Source organism: Pseudomonas sp. B21-028 (assembly GCF_024749045.1).
GTDB lineage: Bacteria > Pseudomonadota > Gammaproteobacteria > Pseudomonadales > Pseudomonadaceae > Aquipseudomonas.
The window spans coordinates 2,114,530-2,126,324 of sequence record NZ_CP087184.1; the positions used below are offsets into that span (position 1 = coordinate 2,114,530).

The window sequence follows — 11,795 nt, forward strand, 5'->3', positions numbered from 1 at the left end:
AGCGCACCCCCAGTGGCAGTCAAAGGCTGACTTTCAAGGTCCCGGGTTTGGGTTGGGGATCCAGCGTGGGTTGGCTCAAGACCACTGCGCGGGCGTAATGACCTTTGCCCAGGGGAGCCAGGATCATACGGGCCGCCAGGTAATAGGCCAGCCCGGATATGGCAATCACCGGTATGGAGGCGCCGAAGTATCGGAACGATTCACTCATCGCCACCGTTACCGGGTTGTACAGCGCGAGGTATCCCGCCACTGCAGCGATGCTGATCACGACGGCCACCCAGTTGACCCCACCCCAATAGGCGTAATGACTGTGATGAGTGGCGAACAGGCTGGGCGCGTCGAGCTGTTCACGTCTCAAGACGAAATAGTCCACCAGGGTAATGCCCGAGATGCCCACGAACATCACGCCGTTATAGGACAGCCAGCTCATCACGTTGGATAACAACCATTCGGTTTCGAACGCGAAGTACAAGCCCGGCAACAGCAACAAGGCGAGAAGCAACTCCCACTTCAAGCGCGCGAAAAACTTCACTTGCTGGATCGAGACCCCTGCCAGATAGATCATCACGACCATGGTGGCGATATTGGCCGTCAGCACGATGGTCATGACGACCGAGCCGAATATCGGCCCGCCCACGGCGATCATCCAGATCGTCGGGTCATAGGTGCCGGCACTGATGGCCGCGAGCGCCGCGACAGTGGAAACAACGGCGGCGCCGAGAATGCCCACGCCGATAATGGACGGCCCCATGACGTGATTCTTATGTTTGACCAGACGGGTGAGGCCGCCCATGACCGGCCACCAGGTCATGGCGTTGGAAACACCAAACTCGACGGCCAGCGCCAAGCCCTGGACAGGGTCGTGGGAAAGCATCTGGTCGGCTGGCAACTGGTTGTGCCACAGGTTTTCCAGACCGAATTTGTGCACGAGGATGCCGAACATCACCAAGGTGATCAGCATGTGTAAAGGCCCGATGAAACCGTTGAGGCGTTCGAACAACTTCGGCCCCTTGCTCGCGATGACCCAGACCAGGAGCAGCGCCGCCAGTGCGACACCAATCACCAGATGCTCATGGGAGTCTCCCGTCACCTGACTGCCCGTGATAGTGGCCGCTACGTTCGCGGCTCCCCTGGCAGTGAGCGCTTCCACCACATAGGACCAACCGATCAACGTGGCCAGCAGCCCGAACAGCGGAATGACGATGCCACGGTAGCCGAACGAAGGTTTGGCGGTGTCGATGGGGTCGGTGCCGTATTTGAAACTCGGGACGCCGGAGGCCAGCGACACCAACGCCATGCCGATGATCAAGCCGATGGTGTAGCCCATCACCCCCAGTCGCCAATCCCCCACGAACGGCAGGTAGCTGCCGATCAGGAAGGCCCAGGTCGCTGCACTGAATGCGCAGCATGTCCAAAGGAAAGAACCGTAGGTCTTGTAGACCCGATTGCCGGCCAGAACGGGCAAGCGGCCCGCCAGGGCTTCTTGTTCGACGCTGTTTGAACTGTTCATGCGTTTGCTCCTACAGCCAGCAAGGTACCGACCCACAGGGCAGCCCCGAAGAGGATCCATAAAGACGCCTCTCGAACCAGTGATGCACCACTGCTCCAGCATTCGGAAGAGGTGTGTTCGGCCTGGTTCAGGGCCTCCAGTTGTTTCAACAGATCCCTGTTCAAGCTCGCGCTTGTACTTATCATTCCCGTGCTGTGTTCAACGTCAGCTTTGCTCATGTCGTAGCTCTCTGGACGAGTTCTTGTGATGCCGTCCGCTTTGGCTGTTCTGGAAGAATTATTATGACAGCGGTAATCAATGTTTCCGGGCGCTGTCGGGATGTGTCCGACAACGCCCTTGAGTCCAGCCTACGCCCGCCCCCTGTTACGCCGTATCCATTTTTGGCAATCGATAACGGCGACGAATAACAACGCCAGGCGGAAAGCGTGTTTGCCCATGAGTGTGTCGTTTCTTCTCGAAACGAACGCATGCTGTTGAGTAAAAACACATCAAACTGGGTCATATGACCAATTTTTTGTTCCGGTGATGGCGCGACTGCTCGAACAACGACGGGTTTTATTCTGAAAAGGGGCATTCGTGGTCATGTACCAGGGGCTTGGTATAGACCTTGAGCGGCCATCCGGGACCTGTCCTGATGCACTGAAGGCTCCTCGTGAGTCCTTCGCGGTATGAAGATTGCTACGAGATGAACGTCGACCCTGTATCTGCGAGTCCCGTGTCATGCCCATGCCAACCCGTCAAGCCGACACCCAGTTCCGTTTCCTGGAATCCCATGATGCGTTCGAACATGCCGGTGGCTTGGAAGAGTGGGATGACAATCGCTATCACCAGCTTGAGAAAAGAGCCCGTTTTCACGGGGCAATAGCCAGCCATTCAATTGCGGGAAAAGTGCAAGTCACCCGTGAGACGATGGAGAGCCCCTACATCGAGCAGATCTGCCATGTGCCGCTCGATTCAATCGTCATCGTCAACGTGCGGTCCAGAGAAGACGTATTGCTCAATGGCCGATACGTGAACGCCAGTACCTTCCATATTTCTTCCGGTCGCTCGTTTCACTCCGTGTCGAGGGCACCTATCGAAGCCCTGATGCTGACGGTGAAGAAATCGGACTTCCTGGAACGGTTCAGGACCGATGGCCACCTGAACATCGACGCGAAACCCTTTGAGCGTTTTATCCAGCCGTCCTCCGAAACGCAGATCGATTTCGAATTGAACCTGAAATTGCATCTGAGCCATGTGCAATCAGGCTGCGCGGACGCGGCCGATCGTTCGAGCCTCGCCAATGTATTCGCCTGCGTGCAGGAGATCCTGGACTTCGACACCGGTTCTTCTCGCTTCGTGGTTCCGCCGTCCACGCGCACGTATATCGTTGAGAGGAGTTGCGAGTTCTTTGCCCGGCATCTGCAGGATGAAAATATTGGCGTGCTGGACCTGTGCAATCATCTGCGGATCAGCCGCAGGACCCTTCAGTACAGCTTTGAGGACGTCCTGGGCATGACGCCTCTGAACTACATCAGGTCGGTGCGATTGAACACGGCCCGCAAGCTGCTCGTGCAGTCGCCTTTGGAAACCATCCAGGGCGCGGCGCTCGATGCGGGTTTCAGTCATCTCGGGAGATTTTCGAAGTATTACCAGGAGTTCTTTGGGGAACTGCCTTCACAGACAGTGGGGCGTCTGGGGGCGCACCGGCATCCGCACTGAGTGGCGCGGTGCCGGGAAAAGGGCTGCTGGACAGCCCTGCGAAAAAAGCTCCTTCGCCACAGAGCTCTGAGCGATTATTTCTTTACCTTGGCAACCAGATATTGGGCGTTGAACCCCAGCTCACCATGACCGGCGTCCCGGGCAACGGTCAGATCATCGGCCAAGGCCGAAATATGGCTGGCCCGTAGGCCGCTCGCCTTCAGCGCGTCCCGCCATTGGATGACGGCATCCAGATACACGTTGACCGTCGCCTGGATGGTGCCGAACTCATTCGCTTCAATTTCCTTGATGCTTTTCTGCACTTTGTAACGCAGCAGGTCCAGCATCTTGTCGGCAAACTCGGACAACTGCCCGGCATTCACACCTTGCGTCTTGGCGTAGGCCGCCGCTTCGAGAAATCCGGCCAGGCCGACGGCGTAGAAACTGCCTGTCATCGCCGCGTCGACAATGGGCGGCACGCTCAGGTTTTCCCCGGTATAGATCGTGCCCTGGGGTGCCATGGGTTTTACGGTGTCCGCGATTGCTTCCCACACGGCCGGCGCGCAGGCGTATTGGATGGCCGTGTAGGGGCCACCAATCAGATCCGGGTACGACGAAATCGCCGCGTTGATGAAGGTGCCGCCGTGGCTTTCAACGACGGCTCGGTAGCGCTCGCCGTCTTCGGGCATTGCCGTGCTGAGGTTGGCGATGAAGCGGCCACTCAGGTCCAGGTCGGCAATATTGCGCTCGATGAGCGCTGCACCGCCGGCCGCACTGCTGATGATCATGATGGTCAGTTCGCTGGCATGCACAGCGTCGACGAAGGAGTGGGCCAGCGTCGCGCCCTTGGCGACCAGATGACGCGTGGCTTCAGGGCGACCGTCCCATACCGTGACGTTGCGACCGGCCGCCAGCAGTGTGCTGGCCAGGCCCGAGCCCATCATGCCGGTGCCGATTACCGTTATTGTTTTAGCCATTTTCAAGTTCCTCATAGATGACGAGACGTGCCCGTTGGGTGGTCTACGAGGCAGAAGCTAAGGGCATAACGTCTGGGCCAATAGCCAATTTCGGCAAGGGGGCAAGGGCTGGCGCAATTGCCAATTCTGGATAGGTGCGAGGAAATCCCGGGGGTAGCTTGAGGGCCATCGAAACCGGAAACCGCGAGGCCTGAAATGAACACGATCCAGAAACCCCGAGACGCTTACGTGCAAGTCGATCAAGTCGAATGGCAGGACTTTCCCGCGCCATTCCATACCGGCGGGGTGAAGTGGAAGTTGCTGCATGTGTCGCCGGAATTTGGCATTTGGACCGTGATGTTTTTCTGCCCCAATGGCTCGATCCTGATGCCGCACATCCACCACGGCCCCGCCGAAGGCTACGTGTTCGACGGCATCCTCGAGTTGCGCGGCGGCCCGGAAAATGGTGGCGCGCTGTGCATCAAGCACGGCTTCCTCTACGAAGCGACCGGCGCCGAGCATGAGGAAACCAGAATGCTCGCGGACACCACGTTCATTCTGCAAATGGTCGGCCCGATCACTTGGCAAACCCCGGATGGACAAGAGATCAACCAGACCTGGTCCACCGCCCAAGATTTGTGGGACCAGCAAACCGCTGCCTGACATTCACCGTTTTGCTGATGCCTGGAGGGCCTGCGATGAGCGTTCTATTTGTACTGACTTCCCACGATGTATTAGGTGATACCGGACGCAAGACCGGCCTGTGGCTCGAAGAGTTCCTGGCGCCTTATTACCGGTTTATCGATGCCGGTGTGGCGGTGCGCCTGGCTTCTCCTGAAGGCGGCAGGGTCCCGGTGGATCCCGCGTCGGTGGAGGCGTTGAAGGACAGTGCGCTGTATCAGCGCTATGCCTCGGATGCGGTCCTGGCAGAGCGTATGAATTCGACCGTCAAGCTGTCAGCGGTCACCGCAGGGGAGATCAGCGCACTGGTTTATCCCGGCGGGCACGGCCCGTTGTGGGACCTGCGCGACGACCCTGTTTCTGTGGCGCTGATTGAATCGCTCAGTGCCTCGGGCAAGCCTGTCGCGACCATCTGCCATGCCGGTTGCGCACTGCTGGGGGCGCGTAGAAGCGATGGACGCCCCTTGGTCGAAGGGCTCCAGGTCACGGCCTTCAGTGACAGCGAAGAAGCCGCCATCGGTTTGGACAACGCTGTTCCCTATCTGGTTGAAACCGACATGAGGGCGCTCGGGGCGGTGTATTCAAAGGCCGGTGATTGGGAGAGTCATGTGGTGGTGTCCGGCTCGCTGGTGACCGGTCAGAACCCGGCCTCTTCGCTGGGTGTTGCCAATGCGCTGATGAAACTTCTGGAGCGCTGATTCACCAGGGCCTTCAACCAAAAACAATGACGGGAACGACTGCCATGAGCTTTGTGAAAACGAAAGAAGAGCTTCAGGAAATCCAGAGGATTCTCGCGCAGGGTCGCTGCACGATCGAAGGGGTTTCGATTGAATTTGAAACCACCTTCGAGTTCCTGCGCACCGTACTGCCACCGTGCTTTGACCTGCCGGCAACACCCACTGCCATCGCCAGTGTTTCGCGCTGGCAGAGCGAACTGTGCGGTGAGTTCGACTGCGGCATCATCGCGCTCAATTGCCGCTACAAGGAGCTTGAAGGCACCACCATGCTGGTATTGATCGTCAGCGGGGACATGCCCGTGACGATCGGACGCGAGATGTGGGGCGAAGCCAAGAAGACCGGCATTGCCCAGGTCTATCGGGATGGACATCAAGGGTACGGTTTCTGTGAGCGTAACGGTACGCGCCTGATCGAGATCGAGGCTGAATTCGGGGACGACCTGGGGCCTTCGAGCAGCGAAAGTTATGACTTCGAAATCAAGGCGGTGCCGCATTCTTCAGGCTACGGGCTGCAGCACGACCCGATCCTGAACTGCATGAAGAATCAGGAAAATCTCCGGGTGAAGCGAGCAGGCAAGGGCACGCTCAAGCTCAAGGGCACGGCATGGGACCCGCTCGACACTATTCCAATCGTCTCGGTCGGTACTGCCTGGTACACCGAAGGCGAGTCGACCTGGACAGTCCCGCGCCTGGACGTCCTGCCTGATCGGGATGCGTACCTGCCTTTCGTCTACGGCCAGAAATTCGACGACTTCCGCCTGTTCCGTAAGCCGGCACGCTTCCAGAACGGTCGGTAAGGGTACGCTCTGTCCTTCAGTCATGAGGTCTGGAGGGCATTTTGGGCGCCTGCTGGGTGATGCAGTGGGTAAGTTAAGTGACAACCCGTGGGAGCAAAGCTTGCTCGCGATAGCGGTGAATCAGTCAACGTCTTTGTCAACTGACATGCCCTCATCGCGAGCAAGCTCGGCTCCCACAGGATTCTCGTCGCTGATACTTAACGGACTGACATTAGCTCAAAGGCGCTCTTTTTTATCCCTGGAAAGCCAACTGGCCTGATCAGCGCAACGAAGCCCTCTCCAGCGTCTTCCACAACTTGCGCATTGTCGGGTTCCGATTGGCAATCGCACAGTACGAGCGAATCTCCAGCTGCGTGCTCCATTCCTGCCCTCCAGCCCTGACCAACAACCCTCGCTCCAATTCATCGGCCACCGCGCTTTGCGGCAACCAGGCCACGCCGTAGCCTTCGACCGCCATGCGCATCAGCAGCATCGCCATGTCGGCCTCATAGCAACGCTCCAATGCCGTCGGCGCGGGGCCGTTCTTGATGACGATGTCGGCGACGCGGCCCAGGAAGGTGGTGGCGGTGTAGGCCAGGTAGGGCACCGGTTTGCCGGTGCGGCCAGGCAGGCGGAACAACGGTTCGCCTTTGGCATTGGCGGCGCACAAGGGGATGAACGCGTCGTGGCCGAGGGTCAGGCTGCCGAAGCGTTCGGCGTCCAGCAGGATAGGGGCGAGCGGATGGTGATAGACCATCATCAGGTCGCAGTTGCCTTCTTCGAGGGCGATGACGGCGTCATGGATGTTGGCGGCGACGACCCGGGCGTTGAACTGTTCGTTGTGCTGCTGGAACTGGGAGAGCCATTTCGGCAGGAAGGTCATCGAGAGGCTGTGGGCCGCGGTGATCTGGATGGAGCGCCCCGGCATCCGCTCCACGTCGCGTAACGTCGAACGCAACCGCAGCAGGCCGGCCAGTGCGTCCCTGCTTTCCTCGCAAAAGGTGATGCCCGCCGCCGTCAGCTGGACGGGGTAGGTTCCGCGGTCCACCAGCTTGACCCCCACCCACTCTTCGAGTGAGCGGATACGGCGTGACAAGGCTGACTGTGTCACGCAACGGACTTCGGCGGCGCGCGAGAAATTTTTCCACTCGGCGATCGCCAGAAGGTCATCCAGCCATTTGAGTTGCATGTCCGATCTCCCGTTTAAGATGCGCCAGTTTACGTCGCAATCACCCGGCCCAGCGTGTCCATCACGTAACTATTCCGAAAACGCATGAAGGTAGCTGGATTACTCATCATCTCGTCCGAGCCGCTCCTTAGAATCGACCTTGCCAAGTAAAAAAACTCCAAGAACTACTTGAGGACAACACCGTGAAGAAGAATAAGCTCCCACGTCGAATTGCAATGGGCATTGCCCTGGGCGTGCTGGTGGGTTGGGCGTGTCACCATTTCGCAGGGAGCGAGCAAAGCGCCAAGGAGATCGCCGGCTACTTTTCGATGGTCACCGACATTTTCCTGCGCATGATCAAGATGATCATCGCACCCCTGGTATTCGCGACCCTGGTCGGGGGCATCGCCAGCATGGGCAACTCCCGTTCCGTCGGGCGCATCGGTGCCCGGGCGATGGCCTGGTTCGTGACGGCATCGATCGTTTCGCTGCTGATCGGGATGGGGCTGGTGAATCTGTTTCAACCGGGCGCCGGGCTGAACCTGGACGTTGCGCAACATGCGACCGCTGCGGTACCGGTCAACACCGGGGATTTCAGCCTCAAGGCGTTTATCGGCCACGTGTTTCCGCGCAGCATCGCCGAAGCCATGGCGAACAACGAGATCCTGCAGATCGTGGTGTTCTCGCTGTTTTTCGGCTTTGCACTGGCCGGCGTCAAGCGGGCGGGTTACACCCGGATCACGGACTCTATCGAAGAGTTGGCGAAGGTGATGTTCAAGATCACCGACTACGTCATGGCCTTCGCGCCGATTGGCGTGTTTGCCGCCATTGCCTCGGCCATCACCACCCAGGGGCTTGGCTTGCTCGTCGACTATGGCAAGCTGATTGGCGAGTTCTACCTGGGCATCCTGATCCTCTGGGCGCTGCTGTTCGGGGCCGGCTACCTGTTTCTCGGACGCTCTGTGTTCCGGCTCGGCAAACTCATCCGCGAGCCGATTCTCCTGGCGTTCTCCACCGCCAGCAGTGAGTCCGCTTACCCGAAAACCATCGAGGCGCTGGAGAAGTTCGGCGCGCCCAAGCGTGTCTCCAGCTTCGTATTGCCTCTGGGTTATTCGTTCAACCTGGACGGCTCGATGATGTACCAGGCCTTCGCCATCCTGTTCATCGCCCAGGCCTACAACATTGACCTGAGTTTCACTCAGCAGATGTTGATTCTTCTGACGCTGATGATCACCAGCAAAGGCATGGCCGGTGTGGCACGGGCCTCGGTCGTCGTGGTCGCGGCCACATTGCCGATGTTCAATCTTCCCGAGGCGGGGCTGCTGCTGATCATCGGCATCGACCAGTTCCTGGACATGGCACGCACGGCCACCAACGTGGTGGGCAACAGCATCGCAACGGCGGTGGTCGCTCAATCCGAACCTCACGAAGAGGCGGTCGAGGACTATGACGCCACCCCGGTTCGGTCTCGATCCAAACCGGTTCCGGTTGTGTAGGGAGCCATGTCATGAAGGTTAAGGCGAAGTCGACCCAGCAGGCGCCTGCGGTTCGCAAGCTGGGCATCATCGGCGGGCTTGGCTCGCTGGCCGGTGGCGATCTGTTCTACAAACTGCTCAAGTCCAGGGCGGTGATCGAGGATCAGGGCCGCTACCATTTTCTGGTCGAGCAGCACCCGTTCAAGGACGTGCTGCTGCCCCTGGACGCGAATGCGAGCATGACGTCGCGCAAGTTCTATGTGTTCCAGGTGTGCCGGTCGTTCGAGGAAAATGGCTTCGATGCGGTGATGCTCCCGTGCTTCGCCAGCCATACCTTCCGTGCCGAAATCGAGGAGGAGCTGGGCATTCCCGTGCTGGACATGATGGCGGCCCTGGCCCGGTACGTCAGGCGCACCGTCCAGCCGGGGACAACGTTGGGTGTCATCGGCTCCGACTTCGTGCGCCACTGTGGATTGTTCGAGCGTTACTTCGCGCAGGACTTCCGGATCGTTTACCCCGAAGCCGAGGCTCAATCGGCGTTGATGGAGGCCATGTACGGCCTCGACGGCATCAAGGACGGTCACCTGGAGGGCGCGCCGCTGGAGGCGCTGCATCAGGCGTGTCTGTCATTGCAGGCCCAGGGGGCGACGGTGATGCTGCCCGGCATGACCGAGCTTTCACTGGTCTGTGCCGACCTGCAGCGACGGGGAATGGCCGTGCTGGACATCAACTCGATCTACGCTGACTTCGCGACCCAGCAGCGGACACCGCCAAGTCGACCGTCTTTCAAGCTGGGCATCATGGGCGGCGTCGGGCCCGCCGCCACGGTGGACTTCATGGCCAAGGTGGTGGCCCATACTCCGGCGGACAGGGACCAGGATCATATCCGGATGGTGGTCGAGCAGAACCCGCAGATACCGGACCGGACGGCCAGCCTGCTGCGGGGTGAAACCGATCCGACCCTGGCGATGTATGCCACCTGCAAGCGTCTCGAGAGCGCCGGTGTCAACGCCATCGCGATCCCCTGCAACACCGCCCATGCCTTTGTCGAACGCATCCAGACGAACCTGCGGGTGCCCATCGTGAACATGTTGAGCGAGACGGTGGAGTGGATCCTGCACCGGCACGGGGCGGGCAAGGTCATCGGGCTCCTGGCGACTTCCGGTACGGTACAGAGCCAGGTCTATCACCAGGCCGCACGCCGCGCCGGGCTGCAGATCCTGACACCGGGGGTCGATTATCAGGCCATGGTCATGGATGCCATCTACGGGCCGCGGGGAATCAAGGCCGGTTTCACCGACGGGCTGTGCAGGGAACAGCTGCTGCTGGCGGCTGAGCACTTGTGCGAACTGGGGGCAGGGGTGCTGATTCTGGGGTGTACGGAACTGCCCCTGGTGCTCGAACACGGCGAGGCGTTTGAAATCAACGGGCACACGGTGGCGCTGGTGGACCCGACGATGATCCTGGCGTTGAAGTGCATTGCCTTGGCGAAATGAGGTTGTCCTCTACAAGAACAAACCAGTGGTGTTTGCACCTACGCAAACACATAGCATCTGTGGCGAGGGGATTTATCCCCGCTGGGTTGCGAAGCAGCCCTGAACTCTGGCACCTCGATGTATCAGACAGATTATGTTTGACGGTCTTGGGGGGCCGCTTCGCAGCCCAGCGGGGATAAATCCCCTCGCCACAGATGTTTTGCATCTGGTCTTTCCTCGCACCGCCGCAGTATCCCGCTTGAGCGGCGCACCAGACAAGCGACCGTTGAGCGCTTGCGGTTGGTGGCCTATTGATATCTTGGTAAGCTCTGCTTTCGCGATCTATCGAGCCGTCAGTTGTGTCTACCGAACGAATTTCCCAGTTGGAGCAAGCCCTTATGGCCGTTATTGCTGCCGCGGGGAAAATGGGTATCTGCAGCGACGAGCTGTGTGCCCAGGCGGTGGGCGGATTGATGTCCGATCGCTACTGGAGTTGGGCGGATGCCCAACATGCACAAGGCGCAGCCGACGAAATCGACAACGCCTTGAACATTCTAGTGGGACGGCCGATGGCGCAAGTGAATTCGCCGGATGCTGAAGTCGGCAACGGCGTGACACTCCAGTTGCCCTCTCAAGCCAGTAATTGAACCGCGTGGGTTAAAGCCCCAGACCTTCCTCTACCAGTGCAAGCAGCGCATCTTCGTCCAGTGCCATGGGCTCGGGCTGCGGCTGGCCGTTCGGCTGGATATGCCAGCGCGATTCGCCATGCTCACCGACGGTTCTCAGCAGACAGCGTGTCTGCCCCTTCAGGTGGATTTCAATACAGCCGTCTCCATGAGCGGAGAAGCGGGCAATCGGGTCGAGTTCGATGCGGTGATGGTTCCCTTCCATCAGCAGTTGATCAATGGCGTAATTGTACGTCGAACCGCTGGAATGGCTTTCGAACACGTGAGTGGGATTGCGTCGAATCGTCAGCCCAGCCTCGCAGACCGGCGCCAGCCAGGTTTCGAGCTGGTGGTACAGCTCGTAGACCTGGGCGGGCCAATGCTCAATCGCCAGGTCGGCATTGTTATCCGTATCGGCACGGCTTTGCCGGGTTTGCCTCAGTTTGGCTGCCAGCGCGTCTGCCTTGCTCATGTCGATGCTCCCTGTCGTAGTGATGAGGTGAGCTTAGCTGATGGGGTCAGGTGTTCAGTTGCGTTGGGTCATGGGAAGGCTTTGGAGTGTAGGGGTGGGCGTTCTTTGGCAATGGTCTCCGCGATTCCCTGTGGGAGCGAGCCTGCTCGCGAAGGCGTCCGTTCCTTTGCATCAGTGCCGGATGACCCATCGCTATTGCG

General features: G+C 59.4%; 11 protein-coding genes. 7 read left to right on the forward strand and 4 right to left on the reverse strand.

Annotated elements, in window-relative coordinates:
• Positions 1–19: 19 nt before the first annotated feature.
• Positions 20–1,510 (reverse strand): cytosine permease, encoded by a 1,491-nt coding sequence (locus tag LOY35_RS09625; RefSeq protein ID WP_258632091.1) that lies wholly within the window; start codon positions 1,508–1,510, stop codon positions 20–22.
• Positions 1,511–2,230: 720 nt separating this feature from the next.
• On the opposite strand from LOY35_RS09625, the gene LOY35_RS09630 reads away from it, so the two are divergent.
• Positions 2,231–3,211, forward strand: a complete 981-nt coding sequence (locus tag LOY35_RS09630) for a helix-turn-helix domain-containing protein (RefSeq protein ID WP_258632092.1) — start codon at positions 2,231–2,233, stop codon at positions 3,209–3,211.
• Positions 3,212–3,285: 74 nt separating this feature from the next.
• On the opposite strand, the gene LOY35_RS09635 is transcribed toward LOY35_RS09630, so the two are convergent.
• Entirely contained in the window at positions 3,286–4,167 is an 882-nt protein-coding gene (locus tag LOY35_RS09635) for an NAD(P)-binding domain-containing protein (protein ID WP_258632093.1), read from the reverse strand.
• A 195-nt stretch (positions 4,168–4,362) separates the two neighbouring features.
• Here LOY35_RS09635 and LOY35_RS09640 point away from each other — a divergent pair, with 195 nt between their 5' ends.
• From LOY35_RS09640 to LOY35_RS09650, 3 genes are read left to right on the forward strand one after another with little or no spacing between them, the layout of a single operon-like run.
• The gene (locus LOY35_RS09640) at positions 4,363–4,809 is read left to right on the forward strand and encodes a cupin domain-containing protein (RefSeq protein ID WP_258632094.1); all 447 of its coding nucleotides are present in this window, start codon (positions 4,363–4,365) and stop codon (positions 4,807–4,809) included.
• Positions 4,810–4,844: 35 nt separating this feature from the next.
• Complete coding sequence (locus LOY35_RS09645; RefSeq protein WP_258632095.1) at positions 4,845–5,525, forward strand: type 1 glutamine amidotransferase domain-containing protein; 681 nt, start codon at positions 4,845–4,847, stop codon at positions 5,523–5,525.
• Positions 5,526–5,569: 44 nt separating this feature from the next.
• Positions 5,570–6,361 (forward strand): acetoacetate decarboxylase family protein, encoded by a 792-nt coding sequence (locus LOY35_RS09650; protein ID WP_258632096.1) that lies wholly within the window; start codon positions 5,570–5,572, stop codon positions 6,359–6,361.
• Between the two features lie 259 nt (positions 6,362–6,620).
• On the opposite strand, the gene LOY35_RS09655 is transcribed toward LOY35_RS09650, so the two are convergent.
• Entirely contained in the window at positions 6,621–7,529 is a 909-nt protein-coding gene (locus tag LOY35_RS09655; protein WP_258632097.1) for a LysR substrate-binding domain-containing protein, read from the reverse strand.
• Between the two features lie 182 nt (positions 7,530–7,711).
• Here LOY35_RS09655 and LOY35_RS09660 point away from each other — a divergent pair, with 182 nt between their 5' ends.
• The 3 genes from LOY35_RS09660 (at position 7,712) to LOY35_RS09670 (ending at position 11,105) form a co-directional block, all read left to right on the forward strand.
• Entirely contained in the window at positions 7,712–9,004 is a 1,293-nt protein-coding gene (locus LOY35_RS09660; RefSeq protein ID WP_258632098.1) for a dicarboxylate/amino acid:cation symporter, read from the forward strand.
• 11 nt (positions 9,005–9,015) lie between these two features.
• A complete protein-coding gene (locus tag LOY35_RS09665) occupies positions 9,016–10,479 on the forward strand; it encodes an amino acid racemase (protein ID WP_258632099.1) in 1,464 nt (487 codons plus the stop codon).
• 377 nt (positions 10,480–10,856) lie between these two features.
• Positions 10,857–11,105: a hypothetical protein gene (locus LOY35_RS09670; protein WP_258632100.1), complete on the forward strand. Its 249-nt coding sequence runs from the start codon at positions 10,857–10,859 to the stop codon at positions 11,103–11,105.
• 10 nt (positions 11,106–11,115) lie between these two features.
• On the opposite strand, the gene LOY35_RS09675 is transcribed toward LOY35_RS09670, so the two are convergent.
• Entirely contained in the window at positions 11,116–11,595 is a 480-nt protein-coding gene (locus tag LOY35_RS09675) for a hypothetical protein (protein WP_258632101.1), read from the reverse strand.
• Between the last annotated feature and the right edge of the window lie 200 nt (positions 11,596–11,795).

Coding starts and splice junctions, on each gene's coding strand:
- LOY35_RS09625 (WP_258632091.1), bottom strand. CDS start 1,510: ATGAACAGTTCAAACAGCGTCGAACAAGAAGCCCTGGCGGGCCGCTTG.
- LOY35_RS09665 (WP_258632099.1), top strand. CDS start 9,016: ATGAAGGTTAAGGCGAAGTCGACCCAGCAGGCGCCTGCGGTTCGCAAG.
- LOY35_RS09640 (WP_258632094.1), top strand. CDS start 4,363: ATGAACACGATCCAGAAACCCCGAGACGCTTACGTGCAAGTCGATCAA.
- LOY35_RS09655 (WP_258632097.1), bottom strand. CDS start 7,529: ATGCAACTCAAATGGCTGGATGACCTTCTGGCGATCGCCGAGTGGAAA.
- LOY35_RS09650 (WP_258632096.1), top strand. CDS start 5,570: ATGAGCTTTGTGAAAACGAAAGAAGAGCTTCAGGAAATCCAGAGGATT.
- LOY35_RS09645 (WP_258632095.1), top strand. CDS start 4,845: ATGAGCGTTCTATTTGTACTGACTTCCCACGATGTATTAGGTGATACC.
- LOY35_RS09675 (WP_258632101.1), bottom strand. CDS start 11,595: ATGAGCAAGGCAGACGCGCTGGCAGCCAAACTGAGGCAAACCCGGCAA.
- LOY35_RS09670 (WP_258632100.1), top strand. CDS start 10,857: ATGGCCGTTATTGCTGCCGCGGGGAAAATGGGTATCTGCAGCGACGAG.
- LOY35_RS09635 (WP_258632093.1), bottom strand. CDS start 4,167: ATGGCTAAAACAATAACGGTAATCGGCACCGGCATGATGGGCTCGGGC.
- LOY35_RS09630 (WP_258632092.1), top strand. CDS start 2,231: ATGCCCATGCCAACCCGTCAAGCCGACACCCAGTTCCGTTTCCTGGAA.